Origin of the sequence: Methylobacterium sp. NPDC080182, from assembly GCF_050281105.1 — a bacterium.
Classification (GTDB): Bacteria; Pseudomonadota; Alphaproteobacteria; order Rhizobiales; family Beijerinckiaceae; genus Methylobacterium.
Genome location: NZ_JBNNWO010000004.1, coordinates 29,837 through 46,120, shown reverse-complemented (window position 1 = coordinate 46,120; position 16,284 = coordinate 29,837). Strand labels below are relative to the sequence as shown.

At 73.4% G+C, this 16,284-nt stretch carries 17 protein-coding genes; 9 read left to right on the top strand and 8 right to left on the bottom strand.

Translation table 11 applies throughout. From position 1 onward, the window contains the following. Positions 1 to 52: 52 nt before the first annotated feature. Positions 53 to 1,642, bottom strand: a complete 1,590-nt coding sequence (locus tag ACQKQD_RS08850; RefSeq protein WP_427508125.1) for a hypothetical protein — start codon at positions 1,640 to 1,642, stop codon at positions 53 to 55. A gap of 192 nt (positions 1,643 to 1,834) precedes the next feature. Between ACQKQD_RS08850 and ACQKQD_RS08845 the strand changes: the two genes are divergently transcribed. The 7 genes from ACQKQD_RS08845 (at position 1,835) to ACQKQD_RS08815 (ending at position 9,211) form a co-directional block, all read left to right on the top strand. Further along, on the top strand, positions 1,835 to 2,233 hold the full coding sequence (locus tag ACQKQD_RS08845; protein WP_056525497.1) for a DUF3775 domain-containing protein: 399 nt from the start codon (positions 1,835 to 1,837) through the stop codon (positions 2,231 to 2,233). Between the two features lie 24 nt (positions 2,234 to 2,257). Then, on the top strand, positions 2,258 to 3,547 hold the full coding sequence (locus ACQKQD_RS08840; protein WP_427508124.1) for an App1 family protein: 1,290 nt from the start codon (positions 2,258 to 2,260) through the stop codon (positions 3,545 to 3,547). Positions 3,548 to 3,671: 124 nt separating this feature from the next. Next, entirely contained in the window at positions 3,672 to 4,784 is a 1,113-nt protein-coding gene (locus tag ACQKQD_RS08835; protein ID WP_427508123.1) for an alpha/beta hydrolase fold domain-containing protein, read from the top strand. A 149-nt stretch (positions 4,785 to 4,933) separates the two neighbouring features. Further along, complete coding sequence (locus ACQKQD_RS08830; protein ID WP_020093648.1) at positions 4,934 to 5,191, top strand: hypothetical protein; 258 nt, start codon at positions 4,934 to 4,936, stop codon at positions 5,189 to 5,191. A 55-nt stretch (positions 5,192 to 5,246) separates the two neighbouring features. After that, complete coding sequence (locus tag ACQKQD_RS08825; RefSeq protein ID WP_427508122.1) at positions 5,247 to 6,416, top strand: MFS transporter; 1,170 nt, start codon at positions 5,247 to 5,249, stop codon at positions 6,414 to 6,416. A 65-nt stretch (positions 6,417 to 6,481) separates the two neighbouring features. Further along, a complete protein-coding gene (locus ACQKQD_RS08820; RefSeq protein WP_427508121.1) occupies positions 6,482 to 8,671 on the top strand; it encodes a primosomal protein N' in 2,190 nt (729 codons plus the stop codon). Between the two features lie 177 nt (positions 8,672 to 8,848). After that, positions 8,849 to 9,211, top strand: a complete 363-nt coding sequence (locus ACQKQD_RS08815; protein WP_020093645.1) for an STAS/SEC14 domain-containing protein — start codon at positions 8,849 to 8,851, stop codon at positions 9,209 to 9,211. A gap of 6 nt (positions 9,212 to 9,217) precedes the next feature. Here the strand turns inward: ACQKQD_RS08815 and ACQKQD_RS08810 are convergent, their stop codons facing one another. The 6 genes from ACQKQD_RS08810 to ACQKQD_RS08785 all read right to left on the bottom strand — a co-directional run bounded on the left by ACQKQD_RS08810 (position 9,218) and on the right by ACQKQD_RS08785 (position 13,649). Beyond that, positions 9,218 to 9,607 carry a hypothetical protein gene (locus ACQKQD_RS08810; RefSeq protein WP_020093644.1) on the bottom strand — a complete coding sequence of 130 codons (390 nt, stop codon included), beginning with the start codon at positions 9,605 to 9,607 and terminating at the stop codon, positions 9,218 to 9,220. 501 nt (positions 9,608 to 10,108) lie between these two features. After that, complete coding sequence (locus tag ACQKQD_RS08805; RefSeq protein ID WP_042671780.1) at positions 10,109 to 10,315, bottom strand: Trm112 family protein; 207 nt, start codon at positions 10,313 to 10,315, stop codon at positions 10,109 to 10,111. A 12-nt stretch (positions 10,316 to 10,327) separates the two neighbouring features. Continuing rightward, positions 10,328 to 10,993: an LON peptidase substrate-binding domain-containing protein gene (locus ACQKQD_RS08800; protein ID WP_020093642.1), complete on the bottom strand. Its 666-nt coding sequence runs from the start codon at positions 10,991 to 10,993 to the stop codon at positions 10,328 to 10,330. 49 nt (positions 10,994 to 11,042) lie between these two features. Then, positions 11,043 to 11,957, bottom strand: a complete 915-nt coding sequence (gene trxA, locus ACQKQD_RS08795; protein WP_056525487.1) for a thioredoxin — start codon at positions 11,955 to 11,957, stop codon at positions 11,043 to 11,045. A gap of 82 nt (positions 11,958 to 12,039) precedes the next feature. Further along, positions 12,040 to 12,507 (bottom strand): hypothetical protein, encoded by a 468-nt coding sequence (locus ACQKQD_RS08790; protein WP_020093640.1) that lies wholly within the window; start codon positions 12,505 to 12,507, stop codon positions 12,040 to 12,042. Positions 12,508 to 12,671: 164 nt separating this feature from the next. Beyond that, positions 12,672 to 13,649: a glutathione S-transferase family protein gene (locus tag ACQKQD_RS08785; RefSeq protein ID WP_427508120.1), complete on the bottom strand. Its 978-nt coding sequence runs from the start codon at positions 13,647 to 13,649 to the stop codon at positions 12,672 to 12,674. 213 nt (positions 13,650 to 13,862) lie between these two features. Here ACQKQD_RS08785 and ACQKQD_RS08780 point away from each other — a divergent pair, with 213 nt between their 5' ends. Then, complete coding sequence (locus ACQKQD_RS08780; protein WP_042671783.1) at positions 13,863 to 14,087, top strand: hypothetical protein; 225 nt, start codon at positions 13,863 to 13,865, stop codon at positions 14,085 to 14,087. Here ACQKQD_RS08780 and ACQKQD_RS08775 read toward each other — a convergent pair. Then, positions 14,081 to 15,049, bottom strand: a complete 969-nt coding sequence (locus tag ACQKQD_RS08775; RefSeq protein WP_100252661.1) for an alginate O-acetyltransferase AlgX-related protein — start codon at positions 15,047 to 15,049, stop codon at positions 14,081 to 14,083. The genes ACQKQD_RS08780 and ACQKQD_RS08775 overlap by 7 nt on opposite strands. Positions 15,050 to 15,247: 198 nt before the next feature. On the opposite strand from ACQKQD_RS08775, the gene ACQKQD_RS08770 reads away from it, so the two are divergent. Further along, positions 15,248 to 16,270 carry a radical SAM protein gene (locus ACQKQD_RS08770; RefSeq protein ID WP_427508291.1) on the top strand — a complete coding sequence of 341 codons (1,023 nt, stop codon included), beginning with the start codon at positions 15,248 to 15,250 and terminating at the stop codon, positions 16,268 to 16,270. Positions 16,271 to 16,284 lie beyond the last annotated feature (14 nt).

Below are 16,284 nucleotides of genomic sequence, written 5' to 3'. Positions count from 1 at the left end.
TCAGGCACGCCTCGCGCGGCTTGTCGGCCGCCCATATAGCGCCTCCTGCGACTTATTGCGCGCCGATCGGGCGCACCGTCCACGTCCCCCAGTAGACGGGCCGCCCGTAGAGGCTCGACGCGTCGCGCCCGGAGGCGGTCGGGGCGAGCCGGTCGAGCCAGGTCAGGAAGCCCGCCTTGTTCGGGTAGATCGCCGGCGTGTCGAGGTTGCCCTCCGCGTCGGTCATCCAGAAATGCGCGCTCCGGTCGTACCGGCCGCTGCCGTCGCCCCCCGAGCGCAGCCCGAGATAGGCGGCGGAGCGGCCCGCCTCCACCGGATCGGCGTAGAGCTTGAGGGCGCCGATCCCGTCGAGGTTCATGTCAGCCGTGTATTGCAGGCAGATATCCGCTACCGGACCGCCCGGGGCGTTGGCGGGCCGCTGGCACGTGTAGGAGACCGCCCAGCGCGGCATGCCCTTGGCGCGGGCCACCCGCACGAGGGTCCCGGGCGGCAGCGGCCCGGCGAGCTTGCGCGCCGTCGACCAGACCTTCGGCCCCGACAGGTCCTGCGCGGTGCGCAGGAACAGCCCGGTGCGGCGCTTCTCGGGGGCGAGGCCGCAATCCTCGGGCAGCACGTCGGTGTAGACGTAGTGATAGGTGCGGTCGACGACGCTGATCGAGCCGGCGAGCCCGTGGGTCTCGAAGGCCGGCGCCGTGCAGGCCGACGTGACCGGCTTGCCCGCCTCGTCGACCACCGCGGCGGGGACGGGCGGGTCGGCGCGCCGGCCGCGGCCGGCGCCCGCCTCGAACGGCGTCCATGCCAGCCCGTAGCCGTCGGCGGTGCGGGTCCGGATCTCGAAGGTCTGGAAGTCGAGGGTGCGCGCCTCGATCTGGACGCGGCGCCGGACGTCGGCCGGGCCCGTCGCCGGCGCGTCCGGTTCCGCCCGCCGGCGCCGACGCCGGCCGCGGCGCTCGGGCTCGGCCGCGTCGCCGCCGGTGACGCCCACGCGCTCCTGCCCGAGCAGGAAGACGTAGCTGTAGGCCTCGCCGGCCCAGGTCCGGCCCGTCACGGCGATGGGGTCGCGCGGGCCGATGCCCTCCGCGGACGGCGTCGGCTCGGACCAGCCGCGCGTCCGCGCGCGCTCCTCCGGCAGGTCGACCCAGAACCGGTCGGCCGAGGGCGGCAGCGTCGTGACCAGGGCCTCGAAGGTGCGGCCGGTGCGAAGGGCGCCGCCGTCGCGGCTGTCGGTGGCGCGCCGCTCCGGGCACGGCTCGTCCCGGCGGGACGCCACCGGTGTCTGGCCCTGGAACACGGCCTGGAGCGGGCCGGGCGCCTCGGAGCGGGCGAGCCGCAGGATCTGCACGCCGCGCACGAAGGCGCAGGGCGCCGGCGCGATGAGGACGCCCTCGGCCTCCGAGCCCTCGCGGCAGATCTCCAGCGCGCCGCCCCCGGTCAGGAAGCAGCTCGGGGCGCTGCCCTCGTAGCCCGCGGGCCGGGCCTCGGCGGGGCGCGTCCCGATCAGCGCGGATCCGGCCAGGGCCGACAGGCCCGCCAGGGCGACGAGGCGCCAGCGGCGCCCGCCCGGGCCGCGGGAGGCGCCGTCGCGTGCACAGGGAATGACGGTATCGGCAGGCGATGTCCGGGCAGTCTTTGTAGAAACCACGTCTATCGCCAATGTCGATCCAGATGTCGGAACAGTCTCGCAGCCTCTATCTCACGGTCGCGGAGCCGGAAAGTGGCGCGGACCACGCAACCCGCCTTCGATGGGGATGGGGCGAACCCGGCGCCCGCTCGCCCGTTGTCGCGGCTTGAGGGCCCCGCTTGCCCGACCCTTTCAGCGCCCGGAGATCAGCGCATGGACATCGCCGTCGAAACCGTCACCGACATCGTCATGCGGCTGCGCGCCATCGAGGTGAAGGAGGGCAATACCGACCCGGATTCGGGTTCGAACCCGATCGATGACGGCGCCACCGACGTCCTGGTCTCCGGCACCGACGACGCCACCGAGTCCGAGGTCCGCGGCCTGATCGCCGGGCTCGACGACGATTCCCGTGCCGAGCTGCTCGCTCTCCTCTACGTCGGGCGCGGCGACATGGAGCCGGAGGAGTGGAGCGAGGCTGTCCGCTTCGCCCGCGAGCGCGAGGCCGCCGGCGAGGGCGCCGCGCGGGAACTCCTGGGCTCTCCCGACGCCGGCGACCTCCTGGAGGAAGGCCTCGACGCGATGGGGCTCAGCCCCGAACTGCCGCAGGCCTGAGCGCCCGGACGGCGGCCGTTCGCCATGGCCTCGCGCGCGCGCAGGGGCGCCACGAAGGCGCTGCGGGTCCTCACCCGGCCGGTCCGCCGCGCGCAGGGGCGTGGCGGCAAGGGCCGGGGCGGGCTCGTGGTCGAGCCCTACCGCGGCTACGGGTCACGGGACGAGGTGTTCCTCATCGGCCGCGTCTTCCGGCAGTCGCCGGGGATTCCCGGCGAGGATCCGGAATCCCTTCGAGCGCAGTGGCGCGACCTGCGCCGCCGCATCGCCCGGCGGACGATCGCCGGCGCGGGCATCACCGCCCGGTTCGGCGACGATGCCGTGCGGGTCGAGACCGACCGGGACGGCTATTTCCGCGTGCACCTGCACCCGCGCACGCCCCCGGCCGAGACGGGTGCCTGGCACGCGGTCGATCTTCTCCTCGATGCCGATCCGCCGATTCCCGCCGAGGGCGCGGTGTTCATCCCGCCCGACCGCTGCCGCTGCGTCGTGGTCAGCGACATCGACGACACGGTCATGCGCACCGGCGTCGCCAACAAGCTGAAGATGCTCTGGCGCCTGTTCGTGGAGGATGCCGAGAGCCGGGTCGCCTTCCCGGGCGTCGCCGCCCTCTACCGCGCCCTCCACGCGGGCGCCGGCGGCGGCGAGGGCAACCCGATGCTCTACGTGTCCCGCGCGCCCTGGGGTCTCTACGAGATGCTCTCGGAGTTCTTCCAGCGCCACGGCATCCCGGCGGGCCCGGTGCTGTTCCTGCGGGAATGGGGCCTCTCCTGGACCCACCCGCTGCCGCGCCGGGCCACCGACCACAAGCACGCGCTGATCCGCCACATGCTCGCCCTCTACCGCGACCTGCCCTTCGTGCTGATCGGCGACAGCGGCCAGCACGACCCGGAGGTCTACGCGCAGATCGTCGAGGAGAATCCCGGGCGGGTGCTGGCGGTCTACATCCGCAACGTGTCCCGAGGCTCCGCGCGGGTGGAGGAGATCGTCCGGCTCGCCGGCGCCGTCGCCCGGGCCGGATCGAGCCTCGTGCTCGCGGCCGACAGCGTCGCCATGGCCGAGCACGCGGCCGCCATCGGGCTGATCGCCCCCGGGGCGGTGGCCGGTGTCGCCGACGAGCACGCGGCGGCGGCCGAGACCGGGCCGCGTCGGGAGACCGCCCGGATCACGCCGGAGCCGTCGGGCGTCGCCGACGCGGCCGAGGACCCGATCGGGCCGGAGGCGATCGCCGAGGCCCTCGCCGGCGACGGCGCCGTGCCGGCGACCCTGGTGGTCGAGCCGGAGACGCCGGCCGCGCTCCCGCGGCTCGGTGCGTGAACGCGCGGCCGCGATCGTCACCCGGGCGGCTGTCGCGGGCCGCCCGCTCCGATAGGTATCGGCCGAGCGCGGCCGGCACCCGCCGAGACGGGTCGCGGAATGGGCTGCCGCGGGAGGAATCGAGATGCGCCTGAGCCTGTCCGCGCTGCTGATGATCGCCTGCGGCACCCAGGCCGCCTTCGGGCAGGCCGCGCCCGCGGAGCGGGCCGTGCCGCGCTTCGCCCAGCTGGAGGCCGAGATGGGCGCGGCCAACGCCGCCCCGGGGCCGCGGACGGTGCCGGCCAAGGTCGTGCCGGTCCCCGACACGACGAGCCCGCAATTCCGCACCGCGGTGGCGGCGCCCTACCGGGTGCCGGCCTGGAACGCGAACCCGCCGGACGCCGCGGCCTGGAAGGCGCTGGTCGACAAGCTCGCTGCCGCCGGAGCCGCCACCCTGCCGGCGCTCCGCGAGAAGCTGGGCGTCACCAGCGAGGCCGCGGTGATCGGCGGCGTGAAGGCCTTCGTGATCCAGCCCCGGCAGATCCCCGAGGCCAACCGCGACCGGCTCCTCCTGCACATTCACGGGGGCGGCTACGTCTACAATCCCGGCGAGGCCGGAACGCTGGAGGCGATCCTGATGGCCGGCCTCGGCGGCTACAAGGTCATCTCGGTGGATTACCGCATGCCGCCGGACGCGCCCTACCCGGCCGCCATGGACGACGCGACCGCCGTGTGGCGGGCCATGCTGTCCATGCAGAAGCCCGGGAACATGGCGGTGTTCGGCACCTCAACGGGCGGCGGCATGACGCTGGCGCTGATGCTCCGCGCCAAGGCCGAGGGGCTGGCGCTGCCCGCGGCGATCGGCCTCGGGACGCCCTGGTCGGACATGACCGAGACCGGTGACAGCTATCGGACCAACGAGTGGCTCGACAACGTGCTCGTCAGCTATTCCGGCTACCTGACGCCGGCCGCCAAGCTCTACGCCGCCGGCCGCGACCTGAAGGACCCGCAGCTCTCGCCGATCTACGGCGACTTCGCCGGCCTCCCGCCCGCGATCCTGATCACCGGCACCCGCGACCTCTTCCTGTCGAACACGGTGCGCACCCACCGGAAGCTGCGCGCCGCCGGGATCGAGGCGTCGCTGCAGGTGTTCGAGGGCATGTCCCACGCGCAGTACCTGTTCACGCCGGACGCGCCCGAAACCAGGGAGGTCTTCGGAGAAATGGCGCACTTCTTCGACGATCATCTGGGTCGCTGAGGCGCGGCGGCGCGGGCACGCGCGGAGCTCGTGCTCACGAAATGGTGCAATGCAGCATCTCGGTGGAGAGGGTTCACATCCCGGCCGCGATGCCTAGGTTCGGCCCCTCGCAGCCGGTCCACGCTCCTCGAGCCTCCTGGAGGCCATCCGTGCAAACCTACACCCTCGCCATCGCCGACGGCGTCCTGTTCGCCTGCCTGCCCGACGAGGCCGACATCTCGGCCGCGATCACCGACGCGACCGCGACCAATTACGGGTTCGGCCTCAGCCTCGACATCGTCCGCGGGGCGACCCTGACCGACGCGGCCCGTCCCGAGGACGAGGTCGTGTGGCAGGAAGGGCCGGACAGCGAGCTGCTCGACGCGCAGGGGCGGCGCTACCGCTACGCCGTCCGCCGACCCTGCTGACGAAAGCCCGGCGCGGACCTGACTCCGGGACGCCCGCCGGTGCTACGCTCCGCCGATGGAGCGGCAGGCGACAGGGGCGGGACGGTGGGGCGGGCTCGCCCGATTCCTCGTCCTCTACGCGGCGCTCTACGGCGCCTACGGGGTGCTGTCGCCGGTCCTGCCGGGCTTCCTCGCCGCGCGCGGCCTGACGCCCGGCGAGATCGGCCTCCTCCTCGCCGCCGCGGGCGCCCTGCGCCTCGCGGTCGGGCCCCTGGCCGGCGCCTTCGCCGACCGCCACCGGGCCGGCCGATCCGTCCTGGCGGCGAGCCTCGCGCTGGCCGGGCTCAGCGCCCTGGCGCACCTGCCGGGCACCGGGCTGGCGCAGCTGATCGGGCCGGCGCTCCTCTACGCGGCGGGCACCGCGGCCCCGGCGCCCCTCGCCGACGCGCTGGCCCTGGCCGCCGCGCGCGGCGGCGCGGCGTTCCAGTACGGCTGGGTCCGCGGCGCGGGCTCGGCCGCGTTCATCGTCGGCACCGCCGCGGCCGGCTGGCTGATCGGCCTCCACGGCTTCGCCGCCGCCCTTGTGGCGAGCGGCGGCCTGTTCCTGGCCGCCGGCGCGGCCGCCCTGGCCATGCCCGCCGCTCCTCCGGGCGGCGCGGCCGAGGCCGGGGCGCGGTGGCGGGGCTTCGCCACCCTGGTGGCCCTGCCGCGCTTCCGCCGCACGGTGCTGGTCGCCGCCCTGGTGATCGGCGCGCACGCGATGCACGACGGCTTCGCCATGATCCTGTGGCGGTCCGCCGGGATCGCGGCGACCACCGCCGGCCTGCTCTGGTCGGTCTCGGTGGCCGCGGAGGTCCTGGTCTTCCTGCTGGTCGGACCGCCCCTGCTGGCGCGGATCGGCCCCGCGGCCGGCGTCGCGGTGGCGGCCTGCGCGGGGGGGCTGCGCTGGGCGGTGCTGGCATCCACGACCGCGCTTCCCTGGCTCGCCGCCGCCGAGTCCCTGCACGGGCTGAGCTTCGCCCTCCTGCACCTCGCCTGCCTGGGGCTCATCGAGGCGTCGACGCCGGCAGATCTCCGGACGACCGCGCTGGCGCTCTACGGGACGCTGGGCCTCGGCCTGTCGGGGGTGGCCACGACCCTGGCCTCCGGGGCGCTCTACGGGGCGTTCGGCGCTTCGGCCTTCTGGGCCATGGCGGCGCTGAGCCTCGCGGCCCTGCCGCTCGTGCCGGCGCTGCGGGATCGCTGAAGCGGCGGGTTCTTTTCCCGCGCCTATGGTACGGACCCGGAACGGACCCGCCCGAAAAGCCCCGCATGCCCGCCGTCGCCGAGATCCTGATCCCGCTCGCCCTCGATACGCCCTACAGCTACGTGGCGCCGGCCGGGCTCGACCTCGCCCCGGGCGACGTGGTGCAGGTGCCCCTCGGCCCGCGCGAGATCGTCGGGGTGGTCTGGGGCGTCGCCGAGACGCCCGGCGGCTCGAACCTGCGGCCCGTGACCGGCCGCCTCCCCTACCCGCCCCTGTCGGAGCCGCTGCGCAGCCTCGTCGACTGGATCGCCCGCTACACGCTGGCGCCGAAGGGCTCGGCGCTCGCCATGGTCCTGCGGCTGCCCGACGAGGCGGCCGCCGGCGAGACCGCCCGCGTCGCCGTGCGCCTCACCGACAAGCCCCCGTCCCGGCCGACCCCGGCCCGCACCAAGGTGCTCGCCGCGGCGGCCGACGGCGCCCTGCGCGGCAAGAGCGCGCTCGCCAAGGAGGCCGGCGTCTCGCTCTCGGTGGTCGACGGGCTGATCGACGACGGCGTCCTCGAGACCGTCGCGGTCGAGCCGGAGCCGGTCGCGCCGCGGCCCGACCCGGACTTCCCGCGGGCGCCGCTCTCGCCCGCGCAGGCCGAGGCGGTGGCGGCCCTCGTCGCCCCCTTCCCGTGGGACCGGCCGCAGCCGCGGGAATCCGACGATCTCCGCCCGGTCCTGCTGGAGGGCGTCACCGGCTCGGGCAAGACCGAGGTCTATTTCGAGGCGGTGGCCGCCTGCGTCCGGGCCGGGCGGCAGGCGCTGATCCTGATGCCCGAGATCGCCCTGACGGCGCAGTTCCTCGACCGGTTCGCCGCCCGGTTCGGGGTCCGGCCGGCGGCGTGGCATTCCGGGATCGGCGGCAAGCGGCGCGAGCGCCTGCGCGCCGCCGTGGCCGAGGGCGAGGCGCTCGTGGTGGTCGGCGCGCGCTCCGCCCTGTTCCTGCCCTTCGCGCGGCTCGGCCTGATCGTGGTCGATGAGGAGCACGAGACGGCCTACAAGCAGGAGGACGGCGTCCATTACCACGCCCGCGACATGGCGGTGGTGCGCGGGCGCCTCGAGGGCTGCCCGGTCGTCCTGACCTCGGCGACGCCCGCGATCGAGACCCGCGTCAACGCCGCGCGGGGGCGCTACCGGCACGTCCTGCTCCCCGAGCGCTTCGGCGGCCGGCGCCTGCCCGACATCGCCGCCATCGACATGCGCCTCGACCAGCCCGAGCGCGGCCGCTTCCTGAGCCCGCCGCTGGTCAATGCCGTGAAGGCCACCCTGGAGCGCGGCGAGCAGGCGCTGCTGTTCCTCAACCGCCGGGGCTACGCGCCGCTGACCCTCTGCCGCGCCTGCGGCCACCGCTACCAGTGCAAGAACTGCTCGACCTGGCTCGTGGAGCACCGGTTCCGCCGGGCGCTGGTCTGCCACCAGTGCGGCTACGCCGAGCGCCGGCCGGAGGCCTGCACCGAGTGCGGGACCTTCGACAATCTCACCGCCTGCGGGCCCGGCGTCGAGCGGATCGCCGAGGAGGCCGCCGAGATGTTCCCGGACCGGCGCATCGTCGTCCTGTCGAGCGACTTTCCCGGCGGCGCCGAGCGTCTGCGCCAGGAACTCGAGGCGGTGGCGGCCGGCGCGTGCGACGTCGTGATCGGCACGCAACTCGTGGCCAAGGGCCACAACTTCCCGTTCCTGACGCTGGTCGGCGTCCTCGACGCCGATATCGGCTTGACCTCGGGCGACCCGCGGGCGGCGGAGCGCACCTTCCAGTTGCTCCAGCAGGTCACCGGGCGCGCCGGACGCGGCGAGAAGCCCGGGCGCGCCCTGGTCCAGACCTACCAGCCGGACCACCCGGTGATCGCGGCGCTCCTCTCGGGCGACGCCGAGCGCTTCTACGCGGAGGAGATCCAGGCCCGCGAGGCGGCCGGCCTGCCGCCGTTCGGGCGGCTCGCGGCCCTGATCGTCTCGGCGAGCGAGCGCGAGGTCGCGGAGGCGCACGGGCAGGCGCTCGCCCGCGCCGCCGAGCCGCCAGAGGGCGTGATGGTCCTGGGCCCCGCCGAGGCGCCCCTCGCCCTGGTGCGCGGCCGCTACCGGTTCCGGCTGCTCGTGAAGACCGAGCGCAACGTCGATCTCCAGGCCTACCTGCGCGCCTGGATCGCCCGGGGACCGAAGGTGCGGGGCAACGTCCGGGTCGCCATCGATGTCGACCCGCAGAGCTTTTTGTAGGAGACTTCGCGGGCCTCCCGGTTTCGTGAACGCCGGTTCGCCGTCGGGAGGCACGTCAGAGCGAGGGTCCGGAGCCATACCGGTTCGTCCCGCGATCGGGTATGGCTCAGGTCACGGGCGGCGGACCCTGGTCGGAGACCGGCTACGGGACGCATGCGGTTCCCGGAGGAGCGATCAGTGCTGACCTACACCAAGACGCCGGATTCGAATGTCGCCGAGATCGTGGTCGACGGGAAGATCACCGACGAGGAGATGAACGCGGCGATGACCGCGATGAAGGCCGACCTCGACAAGGGCGGCAAGATCAAGCTGCTCGAGGATATCCGCGCCTTCGAGGGCATGGAGCCCGCGGCCTTCTTCAAGGACCCGCGCTTCGGCATCTCGATGATGAAGAGCATCAGCCACGTCGCCCTGGTGACGGACGCGCCCTGGCTGAAGGCGCTGGCCGAGACCTTCAACTTCGTGTCGCCGACCCAGATCAAGGTGTTCGAGCGCGCCCGCATCGACGAGGCGCGGAGCTGGCTCGCCGCGGCCGCCTGAGCGACCTCAGTCGGCCTGCGCGGTGCGGGTGTCGCTGCGCCGCGCGGTCCAGTGGCCCGAGCACAGGGACGAGACCTTCCAGGTGCCGGCGCCGCTGCCGGCCTGGAGTCGGCCGGTGCCGGTGCCGCTCGCCGTCCCGTTGCTGACCGTGATGCCGACGCTGCCGTCGGGCCGCACGTGGCCGTTGACCTGCGCCCCGGCGCTGCCGGAAATGAGCTGCACCTGCCCCTCGCGGATCGCGAGCGCGTAGGTGTAGCGGGCGCTGCACAGGCCGCTCTCCGTCACCAGCTCCACCGACCACCGCCCGTTATGCGCGCTCGGCCCCGCGCTGGCGGGCAGGCACGTCGGGAGGAGAAGGCCGGCGGCGAGGGCCGCGACCGCGGTCAGCTTGGTCATGCGATGCAATCTTTCAGCGAAGCGGACACCGCCGGAAGCGGCGTGCACGGTCAGAATCATCGATCGAGGATGACTCGACGCTGAACGATGGAAGCGGCAAGAGTATGGCTGCCTCCCGCCTGGTTCAAGATAGATTACGGCCGACAGTCCCTCGGCCAATAGTCAAGCTCGTTGCGGACGATGCTGTGGGCTGATCTGCCGACCGGAGCGTCCAAGTCTCCGCTCATCACGGAGGAGACGGAGGCGGCCAAGGTCCTGCTCGCGCCTGTCGAGGATCGCCGGGCCCGCGGGAAAGCGCCCGCGAGACCGCGGCCGACCCTGCCCGCGCGGGAGAGCCTCGGGCGCCTCGGGGCGGGCCGGCGATTGAGCAACCGGCCTCGATCGGGCCGGGCGGGATCCATGATCGGATCCGTCGGCGGGCGCGGGCAGCCGACCAGCGCGCCGCGCCGCCCTCGCGGGTTGTGACGGGCCGCGCGGGACGGCCGGAGCGACTCGCGGCGCTCAGTCGGTAAGCGGCCGGGCTTCCTCGGGAAGCATGATCGGGATCCCGTCGCGGATCGGGTAGGCGAGCTTCGCCGAGCGGCTGATCAGCTCCTGCCGGGCCGCATCGTATTCCAGGGTGCCCTTGGTCAGCGGGCAGACCAGGATCTCCAGGAGCTTGGGGTCGACGCGGGTCGCCTCGACGGGGGCGGTGAGATCGTTGGACATCGGTGGGGCAACCTATTGCATCGGCGACTCGGGACCCGAGCCGCGAACCAGTTCCATCTGCGTGACCGCGATCAGGATCTCGGCCCGGGTCTTCAGGTCGGGAGCCTCCAGCATCGCCTGCTTCTCGCGCACGCCGAACGGGCTCATCATGCACAGGGCGTTGACCAGCGCCTCGTCGGGCGCCTCGTCGATCCCGGCCCAGTCCACCTTGAGGTCGTTCGACTCCACGAAATCGCGCAGCGCCTTGAGGACGCCCTCGCGGTCGACCTGCTCCTCGCCCGCCCGCGGCTCGAAGTCCACCGCGAACTCGTCGTAGGAGACGTGGCAGCGGCGATAGGGGCCGATCGAGGCCAGCTCGCTCTCGACCCGGAACCGGGTGACGCCGGTGAGCGAGATCAGGTACCGGCCGTCGCCGGTCTCGGCGTACTGGGTGACGCGGCCCGCGCAGCCGACGCGGTAGAGTTTCGGATTCGATCCGCCCGACCCTTCCGGGTCGGGCTGGATCATCCCGATGATCCGGTCCGTCCGCATGGCATCGTCGACCATCGCGAGATAGCGCGGCTCGAAGATGTTGAGCGGCATCTGTCCCCGCGGCAGCAGCAGCGCGCCGGACAGCGGGAAGACCGGGATCACGGCCGGGCAATCCGCGGGGCCCTTGTAGCTCGCATGGGTGCTCATGGCGCCTCCCAGAGGGGCCGAACGGTGGGCCGGCGCGCGAGCCGGTGCCTCACGAGAACAGAAGTGCCGAGAGCTTGCGCCGGCCGCGGATCGTGTCGGGGTCCATCACGCCCCAGGCCTCGAAAAATTGCAGCAGCTGCTTGCGCGCACCGTCCTCGTTCCAGTCCTTGTCGCGCTTGCGCAGCTCGATCAGGTGATCGACCGCCTGGCCGCGCTCGCCCCGGGCGGCGAGCCCGAGCGCGAGGTCGAACCGCGCCTGGTGGGCGTCCGGGTTGGCCTCGACCTCGCGCTGCAGGCCCGCGAGGTCGCCCAGCGACGCCGCCTGCTCGGCGAGTTCCAGGGCGGCGCGGATGCCGACGAGCGCCGGGTCGCCGGCCTTCGCCTCCGGAACCATCGCCAGGACGCGCTTGGCGTTCTCGATCTCGCCCGCGTCGAGCTGCATCTTGGCGAGGCCGGCCAGCGCGGTGACGTTGTCGGGCTGCTGCTCCAGCACCGCCGCGTAGATCTCGGCGGCGCCGGCGAGGTCGCCTTCCTGGATCAGGGCCGCCGCGTCGGCGAGGGCCGCCTCCAGCGGGTCCTGCTGCGGACCGGCCACGCGCGCGATCAGCTCCTTGATCTGGCTCTCCGGGACCGCGCCCATGAAGCCGTCGACCGGCTGGCCCTTCTGGAAGACGATGACCGCCGGGATCGACTGGATGCCGAGCTGACCGGCGATCGAGGGATGCTCGTCGATGTTCATCTTCGCGAGGACGACCGCGCCCGCGGCTTCCCGGACGACCTTCTCCAGGACCGGCGTGAGCTGCTTGCAGGGCCCGCACCAGGGCGCCCAGAAATCGACCAGGACCGGCCGGTTCATCGACTCGGCGATGACATCCTGACGGAAGCTCGCGGTGGTCGTGTCCTTGATGAGGGAGCCGGTGTCGCCGGCCGGGGTACCGCCCGCAGCGAGGGTTTCGTTGAGCATCGGTCTGGCTTCGGAACCTTTTTCGTGGAGCGCCTTAAATGGGGCTTCCGCCCCGGTCTGACCAGCCCGGAGGGCCGGATCCTCAGCGCGGCGGCGCGGCGGCCGGCGCGCCCGCCGCCGCCTTGGCGGCGGTCACGAAGGTGCCGGCGAAGGGACGCCCGTCGGCGGTGCTGGCCTCGCAGGTGATCGCGGTGCGCCCGGCTTCCGGGGTCGAGAAGCGGCAGGCGCCGATCGCGAGGATCGGGGCGCCGTCCTTGCCCGTGGTGACGACGTTGATCGGCTGCAGCGGATCGGTCTCCTCGGTGGCCTCCTGCTGGGCGCCGTTGCCGCTGAAGCTGAGGGTCTGACCGTCGGAGGTCGTGAAGTCGAAGCTCGTGCGGTTGCGGCTCACCGCGTTCGTCAGGACGTTGCTGCAGGCCGCACTCAGGTCCTGCGTGCCGATGACGAGCTTCTCGCAGGTCCCTTCCAGCCGCAGCGCCGCCTGGGCGCGGGCCGCGGAGGGCAGGCTGACGAGGGCGCAGAGCAGCGCGAGGCGCAGGCTGTTGGTCATGGCGTGTCGGGCATCCTCCGGTTGAGAGCCGAACTAGGCGCGCGGCGCACGCCGTCGAGGGGCACGGCGCCCGGACCGGCGCGACGGGAGGTGTGTCGCGGACGCGCCGGACGCCCTCAACCCACCCGCACGGGCGCGGAAGGGACGCCGGGCGGGGCGGCCCGCTAGCCCGCGAACCGCAGGGCCCGGTCGTTCGGCGCGGCGAGGTCGAGGTCCGGCCCGAGGGGCACGATCCCCGTCGGATTGATGGTCGGATGGCTCTCGTAATAGTGCCGCTTGATGTGGGTGAGGTTCACGGTCGGCGCGACGCCCGGCAGCGCGTAGAGGTCGCGGAGGTAGTTCGACAGGTTCGGGTAGTCGGCGATCCGGCGCCTGTTGCACTTGAAGTGCCCGACATAGACCGCGTCGAACCGCACCAGCGTCGTGAACAGCCGGATGTCGGCCTCGGTCAGCCGGTCCCCGCAGAGGTAGCGGCTCCGGTCGAGGCGCGCCTCGAGCGCGTCGAGTTCCGCGAACAGGGCTTCGAAGGCCTGGGCGTAGGCCTCCTGCGTCGTCGCGAAGCCGGCCATGTAGACGCCGTTGTTCACGCGGTCGTAGACGCGGCCGTTCACGGCGTCGATCTCGGCGCGCAGGTCCGGGGGATAGAGGTCGGGGCCGGTGCCCCCGAAGGCGTCGTTCAGCATCCGCAGGATCTCGGCGGATTCGTTCGACACGATGGTGTCCCGCTCCCGGTCCCAGAGGGTCGGGACGGTGACCCGGCCGCTGTAGGACGGGTCCGCCGCCAGGTAGACCTCGTAGAGGCGCCGGGCGCCGTGGATCGGGTCGGGCGTCGCGCCCGGCGTGTCGCCGAAGACCCAGCCCTCCGCGCCCATGTGCGGGTCGACCACCGAGACGGAGATCGCGTCCTCCAGCCCCTTGAGCGTCCGGCCGATCAGCGTGCGGTGCGCCCACGGACAGGCCAGGGACACGTAGAGATGGTAGCGCCCCGGCTCGCCGCGGAAGCCGCCCGCGCCGGAGGGGCCCGCCGACCCGTCGGCGGTGACCCAGTTGCGGAAGGCCGAGGCCTTGCGCTCGAAGCGGCCGCCCGTCGCGGCGGTGTCGTACCACTGGTCGCGCCAGATGCCGTCTACGAGGAGGCCCATCGTCGTCTCCGCCTGTCCGAAAGGTCCGACCGAGATGGGCCTCGCGCGGTCGGTGTGAAGGGACGCGTCCGCCCGCGAACGCCACGCAAGGCAGGCCTGCGCCCGCCTGTCTGTTGCGGTGCAGCAAAGTCCGCCATGTCTCGCGTCACCCACCCGTCGCCGTGCGCGTGCCGCAGCTGCCCGATCCGGTGGGGGATCGATGGAGGTGATGTGATGTCGTTCGCGCTGGTGCCCGTCGCCGAGGCGGCCCTGTTCACGTTCGGGTGCCTGGTGATCCACGCCCTGCGGCGCCACGCCGACGTGGTCACCGCGACGCTCGCGTGCCTCGCGACGCTCCTCGTCCTGATGATCGGCATCGCCTGCGCGCCGGAATCCTTCGCGAAGTATCAGGCGGCGAGCGTCGCCGACTTCGCCCGCCTGGATCAGGCCATCTACTGAGGCTTCGCCCCGCGGCCGACGGCGTCGAGGCCGCCGGTCCGGAGCTTCGCAAGGCGGCCGCCGGTCCCGCGCTGACCGGCGACGGCCACGTCGAAATCGTCCTTCGGGAGCTTGGCGAGGAAGCGCTCGGCGATTTCGAACAGAAGGATGTCGGCGCGGATCCGCTCGATATAGGCCCAGTCGAGGCTCGACGACCAGACGAAGTGCACCTCGCTGAAGCTCTCGGCGAGCAGCCCGGTCAGCAGGAACGGGTCGAAGTGGGCGCAGGAATCGCCGAACAGGACGAGCCGGCGCGGATCGGCCGCCGGTGACGCGTTCCGATAGACGACATGCGCGCCGACATGCACCTCCCGGTCGCGCCCTTCCGCCTCGTAGGCGGCGAGCAGCGGCCCGGTCTCGACCCGCGACGCGTCGCGCTGCAGCATGAACCGTTCCAGGCGCTCGCGTGGCCGCTCCGGCAACTTCTCGCCGAGATCCATGAGCTGGTCCGAGACGATGCCCGGACGCGCGCCGATGTCGGCCGGCGGGATCGCCCCGAGCGCCCGCATGATCGCGCGGTAGGCCAGCAGGCAGCCCTGCGCGGTCCAGTGCGTGTCGGTGCGCAGGTAGAGCGGCACCGGCCCGTTCCGGGCGGCGCGGAGCGGGGCGAGAAGGTCGAGATAGGCCGGATGCCGGGCGAGGCTCCGGGCCAGCCGCCGGGTCGAGGCCTTGCCGGGGGCGTAGCGCAGGCCGTCGGTCTTGTCGTCGTAGACCGACAGCTTCTCCGGCACGATCACGTGCAGGCAGCGGATGCCGAGGCTCTCGGCCCGCCGCGCGCGGGCCTTGATCAGCCGTGTCCAGCCGCGCAGCAGCAGCCAGTGCCGCAGGCCGCCGCGATACCGGTCCATGACCCGGTTGGTCCCCCCGATGAGGAATAACCAGCCGTCGCGGCCGACATGTACGCTCTCCCTGCCTGCAGACATGACGGTGCTTTAGCCGCACCGCGAGCGGGCGACTAGGCCGGACCCGGCACCGGGACCGCGCGTTCGTCAGGCATGACGCCCTCGCCCGCACCGGCCGTCCAGACCCGCGATCGCCCGGAGCAACCCGGCGGCCTGGAGCCCGCCGGCCCGGAGCCCATCCGCCCGGCGCGGCTGTGGCGCCCGCGCCGCGTGCTGGTCATGCCCGCCGCCCTGGAGCACGCCCACGGGCGGGCCATGCTGGCCCGCGCCGAGGCGCTGGGCCTGCCGGTGGAGCGGCTGGTGTCCAACCGCCTGCCGAGCCCGCGCGAGCCGGATCCTCGGCGCGCCTACGCGGCCGCCAAGGCGACCCTCGCGCTGACGGTCGCCCCGCCGACCAAGCTGCGACTGCAGCCGATCCCGCCCTCGGCCGACTGGCGCTTCGACCTCGCCGAGGGCTGCCCGGCCCATTGCCAGTACTGCTACCTCGCGGGCTCTCTGTCCGGGCCGCCGGTGACCCGCGCCTACGCCAATCTGGCGGCGATCCTCGACAACCTCGCGGACTATGCGGGGCGTGGCGCGGTGACGTCGGCCTCCGCCGAGCGGGCGCGGGAGGGGACCACCTTCGAGGCGTCCTGCTACACCGATCCCCTCGGCATCGAGCACCTGACCGGCTCGCTCTCGGCGGCGATCCGGCATTTCGGCGCCTGGGACGCGCCGGTGCAGCTGCGCTTCACCACCAAGTTCGCCGCGGTCGAACCCCTCCTTGACCTGCCGCACAACCGGCGCACGCGCATCCGCTTCTCGGTCAATCCGCGGGCGGCCGCGCATTACGAGGGCGGCACCGATCCCCTCGACGCGCGGCTCGCCGCCCTGGCGGCGGCGGCGCGGGCCGGCTACCCGGTCGGCCTGACCGTCGCGCCGATCCTGCCGGTCCCGGACTGGGAGGACGCCTATGCCGGGCTGGTCCGCGCCGCCGCCGACGCGCTGGCCGGCGTGCCCGATCTCGACCTCACCGCCGAACTCATCACCCACCGGTTCACGCCGGGCTCGAAGGCGGTGCTGCGCGGCTGGTATCCCGGCTCGGACCTGCCGCTGGACGAGGCGGAGCGCGTCGAGAAGCGCACCAAGTTCGGCTCGGTGAAGCACGTCTTCCCGAAGCCCCTGATGCAGGCGATGCGCGCCCATCTCACCGCCTGCCTCGCCCGCGACCTGCCGGCCGCGCGGATCCTGTACTGGACCTGAGCGCCCGCGGGCGC